This window comes from Nocardioides sp. W7, assembly GCF_022919075.1.
Classification (GTDB): domain Bacteria; phylum Actinomycetota; class Actinomycetes; order Propionibacteriales; family Nocardioidaceae; genus Nocardioides.
Window position 1 is genome coordinate 5,102,644 of sequence record NZ_CP095078.1, and the last position, 22,104, is coordinate 5,124,747.

A 22,104-nucleotide genomic window follows, 5' to 3' on the forward strand; every position below is an offset into this window, starting at 1 on the left:
CCACAACAATCCCAACAACATCACCTACCATGAACCCGTCGCCGCCGTCACCGGGAGTCTTGCCATGCGCCAGTCGAGCCGATCCTCCGAGCCCTCGGCTCCTCACATCGCCGGCCACCTTGCCGGTCGCATCCCCGGTCGCCGCCGGGCCCTCGTCGGGGCCCTCGCCGCAGCTCTCGCGCTGGGCGCCGTCGCCGCCGCCCCGACCGGATCGTCGAGCGCAGCCCCCGTCGCCGCAGCCGCCGCAGCCCCCGTCGCGGCATCGGCCGCCGCACTGCGGTCGGGCAACACCTCGTTCCAGGTGGCCTCGTTCAACGCGCTCGGTCACAGCCACACCAAGCCCGGCGGCGACCGCAAGGGCTGGGAGAGCGGCCCCAAGCGGATGCGGTACGCCACCCAGCTCCTGGAGGAGACCGGCGTCGACCTGGTCGGCTTCCAGGAGTTCGAGCCCCAGCAGTACGCCGCGTTCACCAAGCTGATGGGCGCGACCTGGTCGATCGCGCCGGGCCTGGACGCTTCGGGCTACGCGCAGTCCAAGGCCATCGCCTGGCGGACCGCCGACTGGACCCTGGTCAGCCAGACGACCTTCATGTCGCCGTACTTCGGCGGCCAGATGCAGGCTCGGCCCCTCATCCAGCTGCGCAACAACGCCACCGGCCAGCTGATCTGGGTGCTCAACACCCACAACCCGGCCAACACCCGCGGGGACGCCCAGAAGTGGCGCGACCAGGGCGAGCGCATCCAGGCCGCCCTGATCAACAACCTGCGCCGCCAGAACCCGCAGATCCCGGTCATCTTCGTCGGCGACATGAACGACCGGGAGCGCTTCTACTGCCCGATGACCTACCTGACCGAGCTCGAGTCGGCCAGCGGCGGCTACCACGAAGACGTCCCCGGTGGCGCCTGCCTGCCGGCCAAGCCGATGAAGGTCGACTGGATCATGGGCACGCCCGACATCTTCTGGTCGGGCTACACCAGCCTCGAGCAGGGCCTGATCAAGAAGACCTCCGACCACGCACTGATCTACGCCACAGCCACCATCCCCCCGGACGCCGCCGCCAAGGCGGGGATCAAGCGGGTCGTCGTCATCGACGTCGAGGGCCTGCGCTCCCCCGTCATCAGCGCCCGCCGGACCCCGACGCTGGCCTGGCTGCGCAGCAAGGGTGCCTCCACGCTGTCCGCCCGCACCCTGGAGGAGCGGACCACGTCGCTGCCGAACACCGTCAGCATGGTCACCGGCCGTCCCGTCCGACGCAAGGACGGCGGGCACGGCATCGCGACGGCATCGACGCGGGGCAACGCAACGGTCCACGGCGCCGCGGGCCGCTACGTCGCGAGCATGTTCGACGTCGCCCACGACGTGGGCATGACGACCGGGTTCTACTCCGGCGACGCCCGCTCCGGCCTGCTCGTGCGCTCCTGGAACGCCAAGTACGGCGCCGCGGACCGGATCGGCAGGAACAACGGTCGCGACAAGATCAACCGCTCCTATGTCGGCGACCGCGACAACGCCGCGTTCCGCGCCGCGCGCAAGCAGCTCGCGAAGTCGGCCCCCACGCTGACCTTCGTCCAGTTCGACGACGCCGCCCGGGCCGCCGAGAAGTACGGCCCCCGCAGCAGGAAGTACCTCGCGGCGCTCCGGCTCGCCGACGCCCGGGTCAAGCGGATCGTGAAGACGATCAGCAGCAACTCGCGCACGGCCGGCTCCACGATGGTCATCGTGACCGCGAGCGGCACCGGCCCGTCGCCGACCTCGAGTCGCGTCGTGCCGTTCCTGGTCTGGGGGCCGGGCGTCGCCCGGGCCGCCGACCTCTACGCCCTCAACCCGACGTACACCACCGCGACCGCGCGGCGCTCGAAGTACTCCGGCCGCCAGCCGATCCGGTCCGCGGCCGTCGCCAACCTGGTGACGAGCGTGCTCCGGCTGCCGGTGGTCGACGGGAGCGGGATCAACAGCAAGCAGGATCTCGACGTGTTCGATCCGGCCCTCACCGCGCCGCCCAGAAGCTCCGTGCCACGGTCATGAGCACCGCACCCTCGCGGGTCTACGCAGCCCGCCTGGTCGGTCTGCCGATCTTCGACCCGCAGGGCGACCAGGTCGGCAAGGTGCGCGACCTGGTGGTGGCGATCCGCTCGGAGGTGAGTCAGCCGCGGGTCCTCGGACTGGTGGCCGAGGTCTTCGGCCGGCGCCGGATCTTCGTGCCGATGACCCGGGTGACCAACATCGACGCCGGGCAGGTCTACACGACCGGGCTGCTCAACATGCGCCGCTTCGAGCAGCGCTCGACCGAGACCCTGGTGATCGGCCAGATGCTCGACCGCACCGTCACCATCTCGTCGAGCAGCGTCACCGGAGTCGTCTACGACGTCGCCATGGAGCAGGCCCGCAACCGCGACTGGGTGCTCAGCCGGGTGGCCATCCAGGAGCCGGCCAAGGGGTTGCGCCGCCGCGGTCAGACCCACGTCGTCGAGTGGCGCGACGTCGAGGGGCTCAGTCGCCGCGAGGAGTCCCAGGGCGCCACCCACCTCGTGCACGCGCTCAACGAGATGCGACCGGCCGACGCGGCCAACATGATCCACGACCTCCCGGTCGAGCGACGCGCTGCCGTCGTGGCCGCGCTCGACGACGAGCGGCTCGCCGACGTCCTCGAGGAGCTGCCGGAGGAGGACCAGGTGGAGATCCTCAGCCACCTCGACTCCGAGCGTGCCGCCGACGTCCTGGAGGAGATGTCGCCCGACGACGCCGCGGACCTGATCGCGGAGCTCTCCCCCGAGACCGCCGAGGCACTCCTGGAGCTGATGGAGCCCGAGGAGGCCGAGGACGTGCGGCGGCTGATGTCGTACGTCGAGAACACCGCCGGCGCGATGATGACGCCCGAGCCGGTGATCCTCGGTCCGGACGCGACCATCGCCGACGCGCTGGCCCATGTCCGCAACCCCGAGCTGACGCCCGCCCTGGCCGCCCTGGTCTACGTCTGCCGGCCGCCGCTGGAGACGCCGACCGGCAAGTTCCTCGGCGTCGCCCACATCCAGCGGCTGCTGCGCGAGCCGCCGTCCACCCTGGTGGCCGGGGCCCTCGACGACTCCATGGACCCGCTGCGCCCGGAGGCCACCATCGACCAGGTCGCCGCCCACCTGGCGACGTACAACCTCGTCGCCGCGCCCGTCGTCGACGACAACGGGCACCTCGTCGGGGCCGTGAGCGTCGACGACCTGCTCGACCACATGCTGCCGGAGGGCTGGCGCGACCAGGCGATCCGGTCGAACGAGCGCCGCCAGGGCCGCCAGGCGGGTTCTCGTGGCTGAGCGGCCGCCGCGGAGCCGGCTCGACGCGCCCCGCGAGCTGCGCCGGACCCTGGTGCGGCGGCCGGCGTACGACTCCGACACGTTCGGCGTCTTCGCCGAGCAGTTCGCCCGCTTCATGGGGACCGCGAGGTTCCTGCTCTACATGACCGGGTTCGTGATCATCTGGGTGGCCTGGAACGCCCTGGCCCCCGCGGACCTGAAGTGGGACGGCTACCCGTTCATCTTCCTGACCCTGATGCTCAGCCTGCAGGCGTCGTACGCCGCTCCGCTGATCCTGCTCGCGCAGAACCGCCAGGAGGCGCGCGACCGGGTGATCGCCGAGCAGGACCGCCAGGCCGACTCCCGCGCGCACGCCGACATGGAGTTCCTGGCCCGCGAGGTCGCGTCCCTGCGGATGGCCGTCGGCGAGGTCGCCACCCGCGACTTCATGCGCTCGGAGCTGCGTGCCCTGCTGAGCGAGCTCGACGAGCGTGCGGAGTCTCACGTCGCCGACGAGGATCCCGGACGACCTACCGCCTAGACTCGGGGATCATGAGCAACACCCTTCTCGAGCAGGTCAACGCCGCGCTCGCCACGGTCAACGACCCGGAGATCAAGCGGCCCATCACCGAGCTGGGGATGGTCGACTCCGTCGAGATCGACGATGCCGGTCTCGCGCACATCACGGTGCTGCTGACGGTGGCCGGCTGCCCCCTCAAGGACACCATCAACCGCGACGTCACGGCGGCCGCCGGCGGCGTCGCGGGCGTGACCGGGGTCGACCTGACCCTGGGCGTGATGACCGCAGAGCAGCGGGCCGGCCTCAAGGACATCCTCAGCGACGGCAAGGCGCAGCGCGAGATCCCGTTCGCGCAGCCCGGCTCGCTCACGAAGGTCTTCGCCATCGCCAGCGGCAAGGGCGGCGTCGGCAAGTCCTCGGTCACCGTCAACCTCGCGCTCTCGCTGGCCAAGCAGGGGCTGAAGGTCGGCCTCGTCGACGCCGACATCTACGGCCACTCGGTGCCGGCGATGCTCGGCGTGGCCGACGCCCGCCCGACCCAGGTCGACGACCTGATCATGCCCGTCCCCACGGCCTCCGGCGTCTCGGTGATCTCGATCGGCATGCTGAAGCCGCGTCGCGACCAGGTCGTGGCCTGGCGTGGTCCGATGCTCGACCGGGCCCTGGTCCAGATGCTCGCCGACGTCTACTGGGGCGACCTCGACGTACTCCTCCTCGACCTGCCGCCCGGCACCGGCGACGTCGCGATCTCGCTCGGGCAGCACCTGCCCGGCGCCGAGGTCATCGTGGTGACCACGCCGCAGGAGGCGGCGGCCGAGGTCGCCGAGCGGGCCGGCACGATGGCCTCGATGATGCACCAGCGCGTCGTCGGCGTCGTCGAGAACATGAGCTTCCTGCCCTGCCCGCACTGCACCGCGGAGGGCAAGGAGCACCGGCTGGAGATCTTCGGCAGCGGCGGCGGCGACCGCGTCGCGGCCACCCTCTCTGCCCGGTTCGGGTACGACGTGCCGGTGCTCGGCCGGATCCCGCTCGACCTCTCCCTGCGCGAGGGCGGCGACGTCGGCAAGCCGATCGTCGAGTCGGACCCCACCGCTCCGGCGGCCCGGGAGCTGTCCGGCATCGCCGAGAAGCTGTCGGGTCGGGGCCGGGGCCTCGCGGGCATGCAGCTCGGGCTGACCCCGAGCAGTAAGTTCTGACTCGTGTTCGGGGTCGGTCTGCCGGAGTTCGCAGTCATCGCCTTCGTCGCGGTACTCGTCTTCGGCCCGGACCGGCTGCCCGACCTGGCCAAGCAGGCGGGCGCCATGGTCCGCAAGGCCCGTCGCTTCGCCAACGCGGCCCGCGACGAGCTGCGTGACGAGCTCGGACCGGAGTACTCCGACCTCGAGCTGCGCGACCTCGACCCCCGCACGATCGTGCGCAAGCACATCGTCGAGGCGATGGAGGACGCCGACGCCGAGGAGAAGGCGCCTCGTCGGCGGGGCCTGCGCACTCTCGGCGAGGGCGAGATCCCGCCGTACGACGTCGACGCGACCTGACGGCTCAGTCCCGGCTCTGCACCGCGGCGAGGGTCGCGAAGGCCACCAGCACGGTGCGCCCCGCCTCCCCCACGACGACCTCCACGAAATCCGCGCCCACCCGGCGGGGTACGCCGTCGACCCGGCCCCCGTCGGTGTCGTGCAGCACGCACCGCTCCCCCGCGTCGGCCAGCCGGCGGAGCACCGACGCGCGGCCCAGCCGGGCCAGCGGTGACCAGGCCAGCTCGGGGACCGAGCGCGCGGACGCCCCGCTGACCGAGCGGATCGCGTCGAGGGCGATCACCCAGTCCTGATCGGCGGCGCGCACCAGGCACCACTCCGCGGCGACCCGCTCGAGGATGCCGGCGACCGCACCGACCCCGCTCACCTCGAGGCTCACCTCCAGGCCGGCCGAGGCGACCAGCCGGCTGGCCAGGGTGACGTGCTGGTACTCCGCGCGGCTGCGGTCGGCCAGCTCCGGCGCCCGCTCGGCGTCGTAGAGCGCGTCCGCCTGCTGCTCGAGGTCGTCGAGCAGTGCGAAGAGCTCGTCCTCCCAGGCCATGCCCCGACCCTGCCACACGTCCTCCGCCTGGGGACAAGCCGTTGACGACTTTGCAAAATATGCGTTGACTGATGCAAACAGACGCAAACGCAAAGGTTCTCGGATGAACGCCACCTGCGCACGCCTGCTGCGCTGCACCCTCGTGTGGCTGGCCAGCAGCATCGCCGCGGTCCTCGCCACCGCCGTGCTGCACGCGGACGCCCTGGCGCTGCGGGGCGGGCCGGGACCCGACCTGGAGAGCGCACTGGTGCGCTGTTGCTCCGCCGTACTGCTCGGCTGTGCCGCCTGGGCCTGGCTCGCGACCTCGACCCTGGTCCTCCAGGCGGCCCGCGGACGCGCCGGGTGGGCCGTGCCGGGAGTCCCCGCCTCCTGGCGGCGGCTGGTGCTCCTGGCCTGCGGCACGACCCTCGCGGCCGGCCTGAGCGTCCCCGCGTCGGCGGACCCCGGGTTGACCGGCCTGCCACTGCCCGACCGCGCCACCGGCGCGGCCACCCGTCCGGTCCCGGACCCGGCGACCCGCGTCTCCCTGGCGGCACCGCCGGCGGCACCGGTCACCGTGCGACGCGGCGACTCCTTGTGGGAGCTCGCCGCCTCCCAGCTCGGTCCGAGCGCCGCGCCGGCCGAGGTCGAGCGGCACTGGCGGCACCTCTACGCCCTCAACCGGCCCGTCGTCGGCCCGGATCCCGACCTGATCCACCCCGGCCAGCAGCTGCGGCTGCCCGCACCCCCTCAGGAGTCGTCATGAACCAGTCGCGTCCCGACAACGTCGTCCGACTCCGGGTGCCGGTCCCGGTCGCGAGCGTGCAGGGCACGCTCGCCCTCGACCTCCAGCCCCGGCACGACCCGCCGCGCGCCGTACCTCCGCAGGACCGGGGCTCGGGTGACGACGCCACCCCGGTCGACGTCCGACGCCGCCGGGAGGTCGAGCGCTGGGCGCACCGCTTCGCCCAGGCGGCGGTGGAGATCGTCGGCGGCGACCGTCCGGCGACCCAGCTGCTGCGCTGGACGACGGGCGAGGTCTACACCGACCTGCACCGCCGCGCCCTGCTCGTCGCCCGGGCCGGCGGGCACCAGCCCGGCGCCGCCCGGGTCCAGCCCGTCCGCCCCCAGGTCCTCAGCGTCCGCACCTGCTTCGTGGAGCACGGCGCCGTCGAGGCCGGCGTGCACGTGCGGTACGGCGACCGCTCCCGCGCCGTCGCCGCCCGCTTCGAGCTGAAGCGGAGCCGGCACGAGTCCACCCCGCGCTGGATCTGCACCGCCCTGGAGTTTGCTTGACCAGGAGCGTGCGAGGAACGAGCCCGCTCCGTGGGGTCAAGCAGGTTGAGCAAGCGCGCGGCTGAGGAACGAAGCCGCGACCGCGCGTCGAAACCCGGTGAGACGACAGTCGGCCGCAACCCGCGGGGGTTGCGGCCGACGGTCGGCCTGCTGGGTCTCGATACGTCGTCCGCCTACTCGACGACCGACGATCGCGACCTCGCGGGCGCGGTCGCGATCAGCCCGAGGCGCGAGCCGTGAGGCCGCTCGGGCCACCGGGAGCGCCGTGGCACTGCTTGAACTTCTTGCCCGAGCCGCAGGGGCACCGGTCGTTGCGGCCGACCCCGGCGTACTCGTTGTCGGCGTTGGTGGCGGTGACGCCGCGGACCTCGGCCTCGCCGTCCTCGTCCGGGGCGGAGTAGGTGAGGTTCTGCGGCTGCGAGGGCCGATCGAGGCCCTTGGCCTTGATCGTCGGCACGGCCGCGCGCTGCTGGACCGTGCCCTCGGGCTGCAGCAGCGGCTCGTAGACCTCCTCGGTCTCCTCGTCCTCCTCGACCTCGTCCTCGACGGAGACCTCGAGGTTGAACAGGAAGCCGACCGCCTCCTCCTTGATGCCGTCCATCATGGCCGCGAACATGTCGAAGCCCTCGCGCTGGTACTCGACGAGCGGGTCGCGCTGGGAGTAGGCACGCAGGTAGATGCCCTCGCGGAGGTAGTCCATCTCGTAGAGGTGCTCGCGCCACTTGCGGTCCAGCACCGAGAGCAGCACGCGCCGCTCCAGCTCGCGGATGACCTCCTCGCCGACCTCGGCCTCCCGGGCCTGGTAGCACGCGTGGGCGTCGGCCTTGAGCTGCTCGATGAGCTCGTCGCGGTCGATGTGGGCGACCTCGCCGTCGGCGTCCGCCAGGACCTTCTCGAGGCTGACGGAGACCGGCCAGATCTGGCCGAGGTCGGTCCACAGCTGCTCCAGGTCCCACTCCTCGCCGAAGCCCTGCGTGTGCCCGGTCACGACACCGGTCACGACGTCGTCGATGAAGGTGCGGATCTGGTCCTGCAGGTCGGCGCCCTCGAGCACCTCGCGCCGCTCGCCGTAGATGACCTTGCGCTGGCGGTCCATCACGTCGTCGTACTTCAGGACGTTCTTGCGGGACTCGAAGTTCTGCGACTCCACCTGGCCCTGGGCGTTCGCGATCGCGTTGGTGACGCGCTTGTTCTCGATCGGGACGTCGTCCGGGATCTTCAGCATCGTCAGGACACGGTCGACCCACTCGGACTTGAACAGCCGCATCAGCTCGTCCTGCAGCGACAGGTAGAACCGGGACTCGCCCGGGTCGCCCTGACGGCCGGAGCGCCCGCGCAGCTGGTTGTCGATCCGGCGCGACTCGTGCCGCTCGGTGCCGACGACGTAGAGGCCGCCGAGCTCGCGGACCTCGTCGTGCTCGGCGCCGACCTGCGCCTTGATCCGCTCCAGCATGGCCGGCCAGGCGGCGTCGTACTCCTCCGCGTGCTCGACCGGGTCGAGGCCCTGCTTGCGCAGCTCGGCGTCGGCGAGGAACTCCACCGAGCCACCGAGCATGATGTCGGTGCCTCGACCGGCCATGTTGGTCGCGACTGTCACCGCGCCCTTGTGGCCGGCCATCGCGACGATCTTGGCCTCGGCTGCGTGCACCTTCGCGTTCAGGACGGTGTGCGGGATGCCGCGCTTCTTCAGCAGGTCGGAGAGGTACTCCGACTTCTCCACCGAGACGGTGCCGACCAGGACCGGCTGGCCCTTCTCGTTGCGCTCGGCGATGTCGTCGGCGACGGCGTCGTACTTCGCCTCCTCGGTGCGGTAGACGAGGTCGGCCTGGTCGACGCGCTGCATCGGCTTGTTGGTCGGGATCGGGACCACGCCGAGCTGGTAGATCTTGTCGAACTCCGAGGCCTCGGTCATCGCCGTGCCGGTCATGCCGGAGAGCTTCTCGTAGAGGCGGAAGTAGTTCTGCAGGGTGACGGTGGCGAGGGTCTGGTACTCCTCGCGGACCGTCACGCCCTCCTTGGCCTCGATGGCCTGGTGCAGGCCGTCGTTGTAGCGGCGGCCCGACAGCATCCGGCCGGTGTGCTCGTCGACGATGAGCACCTCGCCGTTCATGACGACGTACTCCTTGTCGCGGCGGAACAGCTCCTTGGCCTTGATGGAGTTGTTCAGGAACGAGATCAGCGGGGTGTTGACCGCCTCGTAGAGGTTCTCGATCCCGAGGTGGTCCTCGACCTTGGTGATGCCGGGCTCTAGGACCGAGATCGTGCGCTTCTTCTCGTCGGTCTCGTAGTCGACGTCCTTCTCGAGCTTGCTGACGAGCTTGGCGAACTCGCCATACCACTTGACCTCGTCCTGGGTCGGACCGCTGATGATCAGCGGGGTCCGCGCCTCGTCGATGAGGATCGAGTCGACCTCGTCGACGACGGCGAAGGCGTGACCGCGCTGGACGCACTCCTCGATGGAGCCGGCCATGTTGTCGCGCAGGTAGTCGAAGCCGAGCTCGTTGTTGGTGCCGTAGGTGACGTCGCAGTTGTACTGCTCGCGGCGCTGCGCCGGACGCATCTCGGGGAGGATCACGCCCGTGGTCAGCCCGAGGAAGCCGTGGACGCGGCCCATCATCTCGGACTGGTACTTGGCCAGGTAGTCGTTGACGGTGACGACGTGGACGCCCTTGCCCGCGAGCGCGTTGAGGTACGACGGCAGCACCGCGACCAAGGTCTTGCCCTCACCGGTCTTCATCTCGGCGATGTTGCCGAGGTGCAGGGCCGCGCCGCCCATGATCTGGACGTCGAACGGGCGCATGCCGAGGACCCGCTTGGCCGCCTCACGCGCCGTGGCGAAGGCCTCCGGCATCAGGTCGTCGAGGGTCTCGCCCTCTGCCAGCCGCCGCTTGAACTCGACCGTCATCCCCTGCAGCTCCTCGTCGCTCATCGCGACGAAGTCGTCCTCGATGGCGTTGACGGCCTTCGCGACGGCCTCGAGCTGACGCAGGATCTTGCCCTCGCCGATGCGAAGGAGCTTGTCGAGGATGGCAGGCATGAGAGGAATCTCCCTGGGTAGTTCGGGCAGGCCCGGACCGGGCCGGGGCCATGCTATCGGGGCTGGGCCAATCCGATGAGCCCGGCGGCGGACAGCGCGGGCAGCAGCGCCGGCGCGAGGTCGCCACGCGGCTCGGCCCGCACCGAGTCGAGACCGAGCCAACCGGCCAGCACGCGGAGCTCGGCGGCGAGCTCCTCGGCGGTCTCACCCGGTGCCCCGGGCTCGGCGTACGCACCCTGGACGACCAGCACGCCCGCCTTCCGGTCCGCCTTGAGGTCGACCCGGGCCACGATCCGGTCGCCGAGCAGGAACGGCAGCACGTAGTAGCCGTGCACGCGCTTCTCGGCCGGGGTGTAGATCTCGATGCGGTAGTGGAAGTCGAAGATCCGCTCGGTGCGCTCGCGCTCCCACACGAGCGGGTCGAACGGGCTGAGCAGGGCCCGGGCACCGATCCGGCGCGCGAGCCGGGCATCGCGGTGGAGGTACGCCGGCCGCTTCCAGCCCTCGATCGTCACGGGGATCAGCTCACCCGACTCGACCAGCGTCGCGACGGCCGGCCGGACGTCGTCGACGTGCATCCGGAAGTAGTCCTTGAGGCACTGGGCGGTCGCGACGCCGTGCGAGACCGCGGCCCGCCGCACCAGCTCCAGCGACGCCTCGGCCAGGGACGGCGTCGGCCGGGCCAGCACGTCAGCCGGGATGACCCGCTCGGGCAGGTCGTAGCGGACCTCGAACTGGCTGTTGCGGCCGGCGATGGCCAGGTCGCCCACGGTGAAGAGGTAGTCGAGCACCTGCCGGGTCGTCGACCAGTTCCATCCCCACTGCTCCTTGGTGCGCGGCAGCCCGTCGTCCAGCTCGCGGGCCGTCGAGGCGCCCCGGTCGCGGATCTCGTCGATCAGCGACGCCTCCAGCTGGGGGTTCTCCTCCAGGACGGCCCACTTGCCCCGGCGCTGGCGGTAGCGCTCCATCCGGTGCTGCATGTGCGGCCACAGCTCGACGGGCATGAACGCCTGGACGTGCGCCCAGTACTCCACCAGGCGGCGGGGCCGCTGCTCGGACGCGCGGCGCAGCAGCTCGACGTCGTAGGGGCCCATCCGGGAGTAGAGCGGCATGTAGTGCGCGCGCTGCAGGACGTTGACCGAGTCGACCTGGAGCACGCCGGTGCGGGTGAGGGTGCGCTGCAGGGTGCGCATCGTGGGCACCGCGTGGCGCGGGTCGAGGAAGCCCTGGGCTGCGAGCGCGATCCGGCGTGCCTGCGCGGTGCTCAGCGTCTGCGACGTCATGGGCGAGAGGGTACGGCGGGGCGCCGACAACTCCCCGCCGCTGGTTGAGGTGCCGACGGTTCTGCTCGCGAGATCGGAATGGGTCTCGACACGCGGGTCACGGCTTCGCAGGCTCAGCCGTGCCGCTCGCTCGACCACCATTGATCTCCCATAGCGGCTCCGCCGCTATGGGAGATCGAGCAGCTTTTCCTTGACGGCGTACATCACGGCCTCCATGCGGGAGTGCAGCTGGAGCTTCTCCAAGATGTTGCGCACGTGGTTCTTGACGGTGTTCTCGGAGATGAACAGCTGGCGGGCGATCTCGCGGTTGTTCATGCCGCGCGCGACCAGCCGCAGCACCTCGAGCTCGCGCTCGGTCAGCCGCAGGCCCGGGACGTGGTCGCGCTCGGGGCGCGACATCTGCTTGAACTCGTCGATCAGCTTCACGGCCATCGACGGGCTGATCAGCGACTGGCCGTCGGCGACCACGCGGACCGCCTGGGCGACCTCGTCGATCGAGGAGTCCTTCAGCAGGTAGCCCGAGGCTCCGCTCTTGACCGCCTCGTAGAGGTCGGCCTCCTCGTCGGAGACGGTGAGCATGATGATCTTGGCCGAGGGCACGGCCTCCTTGATGGCCAGGCAGGCCTCGATCCCGGAGCGCTTGGGCATCCGGATGTCGAGCAGCACCACGTCGGGAGCGGCCGTCGTGGCGAGGTTGGTGCCCTCGACGCCGTCGCCGGCCTCGCCGACCACCTCGATGCCCGACTCCACACCCAGCAGCATCGTGAGCCCGCGCCGGAAGAGCTCCTGGTCATCGACCACGAGCACCCGGATGGGCTCCGAGCCGTCTGTGTCTGAATCGGCCACGCGCAGATCATGGCACGAACGGGCCCCCTCTCGCGCCCGGGCGGACCACATGACGGCAGGACGGGGTGGCCCGAACGGGCCACCCCGACCACTTCAGCACCGATCAGCCGGCTGCTCAGTCCTCCCCGAGCTCCAGCGAGATGACGCCGTAGTCGTACCCGCGACGCCGGTAGACGACAGCGGGCCGCTCGCTCTCCTTGTCGACGAACAGGTAGAAGTCGTGACCCACGAGCTCCATCTCGTAGAGGGCCTGGTCGAGGGTCATCGGGCTCGCCGGGTGCGTCTTCTCCCGGACCACCAACGGTCCGTCGCCCGTCACGGCGATCGGTCCGACGTGCCGCTCCTGGGTCGTCGACAGCTCCTCTTCGAGGGTGTCGGCCATCGGCTCCGCCGACGTGTCGGCGAGCGCCTGCCCCACCGAGACCGGGGTCTTCTGGCCCCGGTGCACTCGACGCCGGTCGGCGGCCCGGCGCATCTGTGAGGCCATCTTGTCCAGGGCCAGGTCGAGCGCCCCCATCTTGTCGTCGGCAGCGGCCTCGGCCCGGATGACCGGGCCCTTCGAGAACGCAGTCAGCTGCACGTGGATGGAACGGTCGTGCTGGCGCGGGTTGGGCTCACTGTCCACCTCCACATGCACCCGCATGATCCGGTGGTCGTGCTTCTCCAGTCGAGTCAGCTTCTCCGTCGCATGCTCGCGGAACCTGTCCGAGATCTCGCAGTGACGACCCGTGACCACAACTTCCATGTGAACCTCCCGTTAGACAGTTGGTTTCTCTTCAGCTCGCCCATGCCCTCCGAGGGCAGGCCGGAGCACGAGCCGGTATGGCCCGCACCCCGGTCGAGGACGAGATGGAGCCCGCCCGGCCGACCTGGTCTTCGACCCCACAATCGCCTGCTGAGGCTCCCGCAGCTTCTCTGCCACTACCGGCCTTCTCCCGCCGTTCTCCGTGTCTGACGGAGAGGACGGGGCAGGACTTACCTCTAAGCCGCACCGTGATCAGACGCCCGAGGGCGTCCTTACGTGGACCGTTTCGCCTGCGACTGGCCTCGGCTAGCCGCTGGCGTGCCTGCGGCACACCAGCGGTGCAACCACGGACCCGGACGGACTCCATGCAAAGAACGTAGTCACTTCCCGGCCCGCACAAAAGGGACCGAGGTCCCCACTTCGGTGTGACGTCTCCGGGTTGCCGCCACGGCGGCCACGGAAGTCACCTGCAGACCGACCGCCTCGAGGGCCCGCTGGGCCTCCCGTGCGGTCGCACCGGTCGTCAGCACGTCGTCGCAGATGACGACCCGGGCCCGGGGCAGCACCGCCGCGAGCCGGTGCAGCGGACCGCTCGGGCAGGTCATCGACCCGGCGAGGTTGCGGGCCCGCGCGGCGGCGTCCAGGCCGGCCTGGTCCACCAGGCCGGGCCGGGTGCGCAGCAGCCTGGCCACGCGGACGTCGTACCCCTCCCGCCGGAGCCGGGCGCTCGCTCCCGCGGCCAGGGCGTACGTCGGGTCGTGGCCGCGGGCGCGCACGCTGACGCGTCGGGACGGGACCGGCACGAGCACGATCGGGCCCGGTGGGGCCGCGGCGGCGACGGCCTGGGTGAGCAGCCCGACGAGCGGGCGGCCCAGGCCGAGCAGCCGGCGCTCCTTCAGGCCCAGCACCATCGCCCGCGCGACACCGTCGTACGACGTCGCCGCCCACGGCGGCACCAGCCCGGGCGGGGTCGGGACCGGCCAGGCGAGCCGGGCTCCGGTCGGGAGCTCCTGCGCGCACGTCACGCAGAGCAGCCGGCCCGGGTCACCGCACCCGACGCAGCGGCCGCCGAGCAGCAGGTCGGTGACGGCGTCGCGCACCGGCCCAGCGCACCACGCCGGCCGCCCCGGCTCAACCGGGGTCGAGCCAGCCTGTGGAGGGCGCCGTCAGCCGACGTACCCGAGTGAGCGCAGCCGCCGACCCTCGCCGAGCTCGATCTCGCGGGCGACCGGGCGGGACAGGTCGAGCGCCCCGTCCGGGGCGAGCACCAGCAGGCTCTGGCCCTCGACGGGCGAGCCGGCCAGCGACCGGACCGGGCCGTTGAGGTTGGCGATGCTCTCGACACTGGTCGGTGCGCCGTCGACGGCGACCGAGCGGACCTCCCACAGCTCGCCGGCCACCCCGGTCAGCACCGCGACGCTGGTCGGTGAGCGCCAGGCGACGTCCTTGATCGACGGGGCCTCCAGCGCCCCGCCGAGGATCACCTGGGCAGGGGTCGCGTTGCGGACGTCGCCCCGGGCCCGGTGGCGGATCCGGCTCACCACCAGCTCGTCGCCCGACCGGCCGGCGACCACGGCCACCATCCGCGACCCGTCCCGCGACACCAGGAAGGATCGGACCAGCTGCCCGGTGACCCCGGGCACCTCGAGCGCGCGGAGCCGGTCGTTCTCGTAGTAGCGGACCCGGGCGCCGTCGGCCCGGCGGTCGACCAGCCAGATCCGGTCGGCGAAGTCCCATGCCGGCTCCAGCAGGTCGGTGCCGCGGTCCAGGATGCTGCGTACGTCGTCGGCGTCGCCGTTGACCGGAGCGACCAGGACGGCGCCGGCGGTCGTGACGGCCGCGGCGGTGCTGCCGTCGAGGCTGACCGCCGCTGAGCGCAACGCGACCTCGCCCGTGCCGAAGAGCCCACGGACGGGGTCGAGGTCCTCGGGGATCCCCGAGACCAGCCGCCGCTCCCGGATGCCGAAGACGACCGCGCTGGCGCCCGGGACCGCGGGGTCGTACTGCGCGCCGAGGCCGACGGGGAACCGACCCTCCTCGCTGCCGGGCGGCTGGACCGGGTCGCCGTCGACGCTCACCCGCACGGAGGTGACGCCGGCGACCTGGCGCAGCGTGGCGGCGAGCTGCACCACCATCAGTCGCTGGCTCTCGGGAGGCTGCTGGCCGACGTCGCTGAGCGACACCTCGGCCACGCCGTCCGGGGACACCGGCACCGACAGGTCACCGAGCCGGGCCCCGGGCGGGAAGAAGCTGCGAGAGCTGGGCGCGAGCGCGGGTCCCGGACCGTCGAGCAGGCCCTCGACCAGCCGGGTGGCCAGGGCGTCGTCGTCGGCGACGAACACCGGCTCGGGCACCAGGATCTCGGCGCTGGGGTCGAAGAAGGACAGCGACAGCCGCCGGAAGCGCGCCTCGAACCACGACTCGGGCACGATCAGCGCGTCGCGGACGTCGGCGATGCGCCACTGGCCCCGCTCCATCTCCAGGCCGAACCTCAGGTCGAGGTCGCTCCCGCTCAACGACCCCCGCCAGGCACCCCGGGCGTCGAACCGGTTGCTGCCGTCGAGCATCCGGACGCGTACGACGGAGCTGATGTCGAGGGCCGGCGAGCGGTCGCCGTACGTGATCGTCTCGCGCTCGGGGCGCCAGGATGCCCGGGCCTCCTGGGTGAGGAACTCCGCGGCCGACGTGGTCTGGATCGGCACCGCGGTCATCGCGTCGAGGAAGCCCTTGACGATCTCCGAGCGCGAGGCGTCGGGCAGCGGCGGCAGCGGGTCGTACTTCACGCCCGTCGTCTCGGGGGTGCCGCGCGAGTTGTCGGTCTCCACGACCGGTCCGCTCTCGGGCAGGCCCACGCACCCCGCGGCCAGGACCAGCAGCACGGCGGTCAGGACCGCGGCGCCCACGCGCGACGGACGTCTCATGTCACCGGCTCCCGGGCGTCGGCCGGGACCAGCGGCAACGGGCTTCGGCGCAGCGGGGCGTTGACGCGGCGGGGCAGGGTGAGCCGGAACTGGGCGCCCTCGCCCGGCCGCCCCCAGGCCTGCAGCCACCCGCCGTGCAGGTGGGAGTCCTCCAGCGAGATGGACAGGCCGAGCCCGGTGCCTCCGCTGGTGCGGGCGCGAGCCGGGTCGGCGCGCCAGAACCGGTTGAAGACCAGGGCCGACTCCCCCGGTCCGAGCCCGACCCCGAAGTCGCGCACGGTGATCGCCGCCGCATGGTCGTCGCCGGCGACCGAGACCACGATCTCCTCGCCCCGACCGGTCTCGGCGTGGTCGATGGCGTTGGTGATCAGGTTGCGGACGACGCGCTCGACCCGCCGGGCGTCCGCCTCCGCGAGGCAGGGATGGTCCGGGGCGCGTACGACGACCCGGACGTCGCGCTGCTCGGCCAGCGGGCGGGTCGCCTCGACCACCCGGTGCGCGACGTCGACGAGGTTGAGGTCCTCGGCGTCGAGCACCGCGGCGCCGGCGTCGAAGCGGCTGATCTCGAGCAGGTCGACCAGCAGCGTCTCGAACCGGTCCAGCTCGGTCTGCAGCAGCTCGGCGGCGCGGGAGGTGACGGGGTCGAAGTCGGCGCGGGCGTCGTACAACACGTCCCCGGCCATCCGCACGGTCGTGAGCGGCGTGCGCAGCTCGTGGGAGACGTCGGAGACGAAGCGGTGCTGGACACGGCTCAGCTCCTCCAGCTGCCGGATCTGGCGCTGGAGGTTGCTCGCCATCTGGTTGAACGACGTCGCCAGCCGGGCCAGGTCGTCCTCACCCGAGACCCGCAGCCGCTCCTGCAGCCGGCCGGCGGCCAGCCGCTCGGCGACCCGGCGGGCCATCCGGATCGGGGTGACCACCTGGCGGGTCACCAGCCAGGTGACGCCGGCGACCAGGACCAGCAGCAGCACGGCGGCGGTGAGCAGGGCCTGGGTGACCAGGGCGAGCGTCTCCTGCTGCTCGTCGAGCGGGAAGAGGAAGTAGAGGGTGTAGGTGCCGCCGTCGGCCACCAGGGCCACCTGGGTGCCGACCACGATGCCGGGCTCCTCGCTGCGCGCGGCTCCGCTCGCCGCCACGGTCCGGATGGTCGTGTACGTCCACGCCGTCCCGGCCGGCTCCTGGAAGTGACCCTCCAGCGAGCCCGGCACGCTGGCGGTGTCGACCCCCGGCGAGGACCGGGTCCCGCGCTGGGCGATCCGGCCGGTGTTCTCACCGAGCGGACCGGCGAGCACGACCGAGAAGCCGCGGGTCAGGCCGCGCTGGATGATCGGGTCGATCAGCTCCGCCTGCTGGGCGGTGGCGTCCACATCGGTGCCGGGAACCGACCCGAGCCGGGTCTCGGCGTCCGCGCGCTCGGTGTTGGCCTCGGCCACCACCGCGTCCACGCGCTGCTCCAGGAGGCCCTCCCGGACCTGCTGGAGCAGGAACCAGCCCACGACTCCGACCACGGTCGCGGACAACAGCAGGGTGGAGGCGACCACCCGGGCCTGGATGGAGCGCCGCCAGAAGGTCAGTCCGCGCCGGAGTCCGGGCGGCATCCCCAGCGGCGAGCGGACCCGCGTCATGGCTAGGCGTGGCCGGCCTTGTAGCCGACGCCCCTGACGGTGACGACGATCTCGGGGTTCTCCGGATCGTGCTCCACCTTCGAGCGCAGCCGCTGCACGTGCACGTTGACCAGCCGGGTGTCCGCCGAGTGCCGGTAGCCCCACACCTGCTCCAGCAGCACCTCGCGGGTGAAGACCTGCCAGGGCTTGCGGGCCAGGCAGACCAGCAGGTCGAACTCCAGCGGCGTCAGGCTGATCGAGGCGCCCGCCCGGGCGACCGCGTGGCCCGCGACGTCGATGACGAGGTCACCGATCGTCAAGGTCTCCGGCCCGGCGGTCTCGTAGCGACGTACCCGCGCCCGGATCCGGGCGACGAGCTCCTTGGGCTTGAAGGGCTTGACGACGTAGTCGTCGGCGCCCGACTCGAGACCGACGACCACGTCGACGGTGTCGCCCTTCGCGGTGAGCATCACGATCGGGACGCCCGACTCCGCCCGGATCTCCTTGCACACGTCGATGCCGTCCTTGCCCGGCAGCATCAGGTCGAGCAGCACCAGGTCGGGCCGGTAGTCGCGGAACTCACCGAGCGCCAGGTCGCCCCGCACGCACATCCGGCTGTCGAAGCCCTCTTGGCGCAGGACGATCGTCAGCATCTCCGCGAGGGACGCGTCATCGTCGACGACGAGGACGCGTCCCTTGGTCGCGTAATCGCTGGAGAGGTTGCTCGGCTGCCCGGTGGGCATGCCGGTCTGACCTCCGGCGGACTGGCTCATGGGCCCAATCCTGCCACCGAGGGGAACTCCGGCGCTCAGTAGCGGTACTGCTCCGACTTGTACGGGCCCTCGACCGGGATGCCGAGGTAGGAGGCCTGCGACTCCGACAGGGTCGTCAGCTTCACGCCGAGCGCGTCGAGGTGGAGGCGTGCGACCTCCTCGTCGAGGTGCTTGGGCAGCACGTAGACGCCGACGGGGTACTCCTCGGGCTTGGTGAAGATCTCGATCTGGGCGAGCACCTGGTTGGTGAAGGAGTTCGACATCACGAACGACGGGTGACCGGTCGCGTTGCCGAGGTTCATCAGGCGGCCCTCGGAGAGCACGATGATCGCGTTGCCCGCGGGGAAGGTCCACACGTCGACCTGCGGCTTGACGTTCTTGCGCGTCGCGACGCCGTCGGCCTCGAGACCGGCCATGTCGATCTCGTTGTCGAAGTGACCGATGTTGCCGAGGATCGCGTTGTGCTTCATCCGCGACATCTGCTCGACCGAGACGACGTCCTTGTTGCCGGTCGCCGTGATGATGATGTCGGCGATGGCCAGCGCGTTGTCGAGGGTGTCGACCTGGTAGCCGTCCATCGCGGCCTGCAGCGCGCAGATCGGGTCGATCTCGGTGACGATGACGCGGGCACCCTGGCCACGCAGCGACTCCGCACAGCCCTTGCCGACGTCGCCGTACCCGCAGACGACCGCGACCTTGCCGCCGATGAGGACGTCGGTCGCGCGGTTGATGCCGTCGATGAGCGAGTGGCGGCAGCCGTACTTGTTGTCGAACTTCGACTTGGTGACCGAGTCGTTGACGTTGATGGCGGGGAAGAGCAGCGAGCCCTCGCGCATCATGTCGTAGAGGCGCAGCACACCGGTGGTGGTCTCCTCGGTGACGCCCTTGAGCTCACCGGCGATCTTCGTGTAGCGGTCCTTGCTCTCGGCGAGCGAGGCGTTGAGGACGTCGAACACGATCTTCTGCTCGTGGCTCTTGGCCGTGGCCGGGTCCGGCGCCTGGCCCGTCTTCTCGGCGTCGACGCCGAGGTGGACCAGCATGGTGGCGTCGCCACCGTCGTCGAGGATCATGTTGGCGAAGGTGTCGCCGGGCCAGTTGAGGATCTGCTGGGTGCACCACCAGTACTCCTCCAGCGACTCGCCCTTCCAGGCGAAGACCGGGACGCCCTGCGGGTCCTCGGGAGTGCCGTTCGGGCCGACCGCGATCGCGGCGGCGGCGTGGTCCTGGGTGGAGAAGATGTTGCAGGAGGCCCAGCGCACCTCGGCGCCGAGCGCGACCAGCGTCTCGATGAGGACGGCGGTCTGGATCGTCATGTGCAGCGAGCCGGCGATCCGGGCGCCGGCGAGGGGCTTGTCGGCCCCGTAGCGCTCACGCATGGCCATCAGGCCGGGCATCTCGTGCTCGGCGAGCAAGATCTCGGTGCGGCCGAAGTCGGCCAGGCTGAGGTCGGCGACCTTGTAGTCCATGGAATGCTCCTGATGGTGGCGGCGGTTCGCGTCGTCCGAGGTTAGAACGGTCCGTCGGTCAACGGGGAATCCTCGTGAGCACCGACACCGGAGCGTGAGCCGGTCGCCGAGGCTCAATGAGCCGGCGCGTGGTCCTTCTTGCCGAACGGCAGCACGCTGACGATCCCGAGGATCACGCTGCCCAGGACGAAGCCGAAGACCGCGGAGGCGGCGGTGTTGACCAGCCAGCCCAGGGCGCCGCCGATGCCGGCGACGGCGTGCTCCACGTCGAGCTCCAGGTGGTGCACGAAGTCGTACAGCGGGTGCCAGCCGAGGTCGTCGAGTCCGACGAGCTGGATGTGACCGCCCACCCACAGCATCGCGGCGGTGCCCACGACCGAGATGACGTTGAGGATGTGCGGCATCGCGACGACCATGCCGCGGCCGAGCTTCTGCGACGACGCCGAGGGACGCTCGGCGAGGTGCAGGCCGACGTCGTCGACCTTCACCAGCAGGGCGACCACGCCGTACACGACGACGGTGATGACGAGGGCCACCACGATCAGGATCGCCGCGCGCGCCCAGAAGCCCTGGTCGGCGACCTCGTTGAGGGCGATGACCATGATCTCGGCCGAGAGGATCAGGTCGGTGCGGACGGCGCCGGCCACCATCGTCTTCTCGGCGTCCGGGCCGGCCTCGGCGACCGGTACGGCGTGGCCGTCGTGCCCGCGGATCTTGCCCCAGACCTTGTGCGCGCCCTCGTAGCACAAGAACGCGCCACCGCACATCAGGATCGGCGTGAGCAGGTCGGGGAGGAACTGGCTGAGCAGCAGGGCGACCGGGAGGATGATGAGCAGCTTGTTGCGGATCGAGCCGATCGCGATCCGCTTGATCATCGGCAGCTCGCGGTCGGCGGTGACGCCGTGGACGTACTGCGGCGTGACCGCGGTGTCGTCGACGACCACACCAGCCGCCTTCGCGGTCGCCTTGGCTGCGGCGGCACCGACGTCGTCGATCGAGGCCGCGGCCAGCCGGGCGATCGCGGCGACGTCGTCGAGGAGCCCGAAGAGACCGGCGCTCACCGCGTGGCTCGGTCGAAGGAGGCGGCGGCTGCGTCAGGCATGGTCGGAGTTTAGGGCATCTCCCCCGCGCTCCGGACGCCGCTGTACGACGCTCACGAGCGTAGGTGGGCCCGCTCGGCGGCGTCCTCCACGGCCTCGCTGATGACGTCGGCCTCCGCCTTGGCGTTGGCGATCGAGTGCGCCTCGTGGACGTGACGTTCGGCGTACCCGACGGGGTCCACGAGGTGGGAGAGCGCCCGGGCCACCGGATCCCAGGCCAGCAGGAAGGCGAGCGCGAGGGCCGCCGCCAGCGTGACCGGCAGCGCCAGGGTGTCGTGCGCGGCCGCCCACTCGGAGTAGCCGGCGTAGCTGGCCCCCTTCACCGCGAAGCCGTGGAAGAGGTAGACCACCAGGGTCCAGGCACCCATCTGCGTGAACCAGCCGCTCATCCGCGGGACCAGGGCGAGGAACGCCCAGGCGCCGAGGGTGCCGACCAGCAGGACGACGGCCCGGATCAGGAAGGCCTCGGAGTCGCTGACGTCCAGGTCGGCGTAGCGCGAGCGGTAGTAGAGCCACTCGGTGGCCGCCCACCGGTCGGTCCAGGTGGTCAGCACCCAGATCGCCACCAGGACCAGGACGCCGGCCAGCTGCGCGCCCCTGCTGCGCAGCCGCTCCAGTCGCTCGGGCGTCGCCGCCAGACCCATCACGAAGAACGGCAGCAGTCCCAGGACGCGCGCGGCGTCGAGGGTGTCGCCGGCGTACAGACCTGCGACGAGGCTGATCACCAGCGCGACCGGGACCGCGGCCGGGAGCCGCTTGAAGACGGGGGTCAGCAGCCGCCAGAAGAAGAGTGCCGAGAGGTACCACATCGGCCAGTGCGGGTCGGCGAACAGATCCTCCAGCTGCTCCCCGCCGACGTGCACCCGGAAGAGCGCCAGGGCGCACTCGAAGATGACGTAGGGCACGACGACGGTGCGGACCAGCTGCCACATCCGGCGCCGCTCCCACTCGAAGGAACGCGACAGGTAGCCCGTGACCAGGACGAACGCCGGCACGTGCCAGGCGTAGAGGAAGTCGTAGACGTGGTTGTTGAAGGTCGTGCCGGGCAGCAGCGGCAGTGCGTGCCCGATCACCACGAGGGTGACCAGGGCCATCTTGGCGTTGTCGAACCAGGGGTCGCGGGTCCGGGGCTTCGAGGCGGGGGACGGCGCGTGCACGGGGGTCGGGGTACCC

The 22,104-nt window shown here is 71.3% G+C and carries 19 protein-coding genes; 7 read left to right on the top strand and 12 right to left on the bottom strand.

Annotated features, from left to right (window positions below; translation table 11 throughout):
* Window positions 1-64: 64 nt before the first annotated feature.
* The 5 genes from MUB56_RS23890 to MUB56_RS23910 are packed head-to-tail and all read left to right on the top strand — an operon-like array spanning window position 65 to window position 5,340.
* Complete coding sequence (locus MUB56_RS23890; protein WP_244929506.1) at window positions 65-2,026, top strand: alkaline phosphatase family protein; 1,962 nt, start codon at window positions 65-67, stop codon at window positions 2,024-2,026.
* Complete coding sequence (locus tag MUB56_RS23895) at window positions 2,023-3,306, top strand: CBS domain-containing protein (protein WP_244929507.1); 1,284 nt, start codon at window positions 2,023-2,025, stop codon at window positions 3,304-3,306. Before MUB56_RS23890 ends, MUB56_RS23895 begins: the two co-directional genes overlap by 4 nt.
* Window positions 3,299-3,826, top strand: a complete 528-nt coding sequence (locus MUB56_RS23900; RefSeq protein WP_244929508.1) for a DUF1003 domain-containing protein — start codon at window positions 3,299-3,301, stop codon at window positions 3,824-3,826. Before MUB56_RS23895 ends, MUB56_RS23900 begins: the two co-directional genes overlap by 8 nt.
* A gap of 11 nt (window positions 3,827-3,837) precedes the next feature.
* Window positions 3,838-5,001, top strand: coding sequence for a P-loop NTPase (locus MUB56_RS23905; protein WP_244929509.1), 1,164 nt, complete (start codon window positions 3,838-3,840; stop codon window positions 4,999-5,001).
* Window positions 5,002-5,004: 3 nt separating this feature from the next.
* Window positions 5,005-5,340, top strand: a complete 336-nt coding sequence (locus MUB56_RS23910) for a sec-independent translocase (protein WP_244929510.1) — start codon at window positions 5,005-5,007, stop codon at window positions 5,338-5,340.
* 4 nt (window positions 5,341-5,344) lie between these two features.
* Here the strand turns inward: MUB56_RS23910 and MUB56_RS23915 are convergent, their stop codons facing one another.
* A complete protein-coding gene (locus MUB56_RS23915; RefSeq protein WP_244929511.1) occupies window positions 5,345-5,881 on the bottom strand; it encodes a hypothetical protein in 537 nt (178 codons plus the stop codon).
* 103 nt (window positions 5,882-5,984) lie between these two features.
* Between MUB56_RS23915 and MUB56_RS23920 the strand changes: the two genes are divergently transcribed.
* A complete protein-coding gene (locus MUB56_RS23920; RefSeq protein ID WP_244929512.1) occupies window positions 5,985-6,626 on the top strand; it encodes a LysM peptidoglycan-binding domain-containing protein in 642 nt (213 codons plus the stop codon).
* The gene (locus tag MUB56_RS23925; RefSeq protein WP_244929513.1) at window positions 6,623-7,156 is read left to right on the top strand and encodes an Rv3235 family protein; all 534 of its coding nucleotides are present in this window, start codon (window positions 6,623-6,625) and stop codon (window positions 7,154-7,156) included. Before MUB56_RS23920 ends, MUB56_RS23925 begins: the two co-directional genes overlap by 4 nt.
* Before the next feature lie 217 nt (window positions 7,157-7,373).
* On the opposite strand, the gene secA is transcribed toward MUB56_RS23925, so the two are convergent.
* The 11 genes from secA to MUB56_RS23980 all read right to left on the bottom strand — a co-directional run bounded on the left by secA (window position 7,374) and on the right by MUB56_RS23980 (window position 22,088).
* On the bottom strand, window positions 7,374-10,193 hold the full coding sequence (gene secA, locus MUB56_RS23930) for a preprotein translocase subunit SecA (protein WP_244929514.1): 2,820 nt from the start codon (window positions 10,191-10,193) through the stop codon (window positions 7,374-7,376).
* 53 nt (window positions 10,194-10,246) lie between these two features.
* Window positions 10,247-11,476 carry a crosslink repair DNA glycosylase YcaQ family protein gene (locus MUB56_RS23935; protein WP_244929515.1) on the bottom strand — a complete coding sequence of 410 codons (1,230 nt, stop codon included), beginning with the start codon at window positions 11,474-11,476 and terminating at the stop codon, window positions 10,247-10,249.
* Between the two features lie 165 nt (window positions 11,477-11,641).
* Window positions 11,642-12,322, bottom strand: a complete 681-nt coding sequence (locus MUB56_RS23940; protein ID WP_244929516.1) for a response regulator transcription factor — start codon at window positions 12,320-12,322, stop codon at window positions 11,642-11,644.
* Between the two features lie 115 nt (window positions 12,323-12,437).
* On the bottom strand, window positions 12,438-13,067 hold the full coding sequence (raiA, locus tag MUB56_RS23945) for a ribosome-associated translation inhibitor RaiA (RefSeq protein WP_244929517.1): 630 nt from the start codon (window positions 13,065-13,067) through the stop codon (window positions 12,438-12,440).
* 380 nt (window positions 13,068-13,447) lie between these two features.
* Window positions 13,448-14,167 carry a phosphoribosyltransferase family protein gene (locus MUB56_RS23950; protein WP_244929518.1) on the bottom strand — a complete coding sequence of 240 codons (720 nt, stop codon included), beginning with the start codon at window positions 14,165-14,167 and terminating at the stop codon, window positions 13,448-13,450.
* 66 nt (window positions 14,168-14,233) lie between these two features.
* The gene (locus tag MUB56_RS23955; protein ID WP_244929519.1) at window positions 14,234-15,988 is read right to left on the bottom strand and encodes an LpqB family beta-propeller domain-containing protein; all 1,755 of its coding nucleotides are present in this window, start codon (window positions 15,986-15,988) and stop codon (window positions 14,234-14,236) included.
* A complete protein-coding gene (mtrB, locus tag MUB56_RS23960; RefSeq protein WP_244929520.1) occupies window positions 15,985-17,613 on the bottom strand; it encodes an MtrAB system histidine kinase MtrB in 1,629 nt (542 codons plus the stop codon). Before mtrB ends, MUB56_RS23955 begins: the two co-directional genes overlap by 4 nt.
* A gap of 2 nt (window positions 17,614-17,615) precedes the next feature.
* Window positions 17,616-18,335 carry an MtrAB system response regulator MtrA gene (gene mtrA, locus MUB56_RS23965; protein WP_244932464.1) on the bottom strand — a complete coding sequence of 240 codons (720 nt, stop codon included), beginning with the start codon at window positions 18,333-18,335 and terminating at the stop codon, window positions 17,616-17,618.
* 65 nt (window positions 18,336-18,400) lie between these two features.
* Window positions 18,401-19,831 carry an adenosylhomocysteinase gene (gene ahcY / locus MUB56_RS23970; protein ID WP_244929521.1) on the bottom strand — a complete coding sequence of 477 codons (1,431 nt, stop codon included), beginning with the start codon at window positions 19,829-19,831 and terminating at the stop codon, window positions 18,401-18,403.
* A 113-nt stretch (window positions 19,832-19,944) separates the two neighbouring features.
* Entirely contained in the window at window positions 19,945-20,892 is a 948-nt protein-coding gene (locus MUB56_RS23975) for a DUF808 domain-containing protein (protein WP_244929522.1), read from the bottom strand.
* A 92-nt stretch (window positions 20,893-20,984) separates the two neighbouring features.
* Window positions 20,985-22,088, bottom strand: coding sequence for an acyltransferase family protein (locus MUB56_RS23980; protein ID WP_244929523.1), 1,104 nt, complete (start codon window positions 22,086-22,088; stop codon window positions 20,985-20,987).
* Window positions 22,089-22,104: the final 16 nt, after the last annotated feature.

Coding starts and splice junctions, on each gene's coding strand:
- MUB56_RS23890 (WP_244929506.1), top strand. CDS start 65: ATGCGCCAGTCGAGCCGATCCTCCGAGCCCTCGGCTCCTCACATCGCC.
- MUB56_RS23895 (WP_244929507.1), top strand. CDS start 2,023: ATGAGCACCGCACCCTCGCGGGTCTACGCAGCCCGCCTGGTCGGTCTG.
- MUB56_RS23905 (WP_244929509.1), top strand. CDS start 3,838: ATGAGCAACACCCTTCTCGAGCAGGTCAACGCCGCGCTCGCCACGGTC.
- MUB56_RS23915 (WP_244929511.1), bottom strand. CDS start 5,881: ATGGCCTGGGAGGACGAGCTCTTCGCACTGCTCGACGACCTCGAGCAG.
- MUB56_RS23920 (WP_244929512.1), top strand. CDS start 5,985: ATGAACGCCACCTGCGCACGCCTGCTGCGCTGCACCCTCGTGTGGCTG.
- MUB56_RS23925 (WP_244929513.1), top strand. CDS start 6,623: ATGAACCAGTCGCGTCCCGACAACGTCGTCCGACTCCGGGTGCCGGTC.
- secA (WP_244929514.1), bottom strand. CDS start 10,193: ATGCCTGCCATCCTCGACAAGCTCCTTCGCATCGGCGAGGGCAAGATC.
- MUB56_RS23935 (WP_244929515.1), bottom strand. CDS start 11,476: ATGACGTCGCAGACGCTGAGCACCGCGCAGGCACGCCGGATCGCGCTC.
- raiA (WP_244929517.1), bottom strand. CDS start 13,067: ATGGAAGTTGTGGTCACGGGTCGTCACTGCGAGATCTCGGACAGGTTC.
- MUB56_RS23955 (WP_244929519.1), bottom strand. CDS start 15,988: ATGAGACGTCCGTCGCGCGTGGGCGCCGCGGTCCTGACCGCCGTGCTG.
- mtrB (WP_244929520.1), bottom strand. CDS start 17,613: ATGACGCGGGTCCGCTCGCCGCTGGGGATGCCGCCCGGACTCCGGCGC.
- mtrA (WP_244932464.1), bottom strand. CDS start 18,335: ATGCCCACCGGGCAGCCGAGCAACCTCTCCAGCGATTACGCGACCAAG.
- ahcY (WP_244929521.1), bottom strand. CDS start 19,831: ATGGACTACAAGGTCGCCGACCTCAGCCTGGCCGACTTCGGCCGCACC.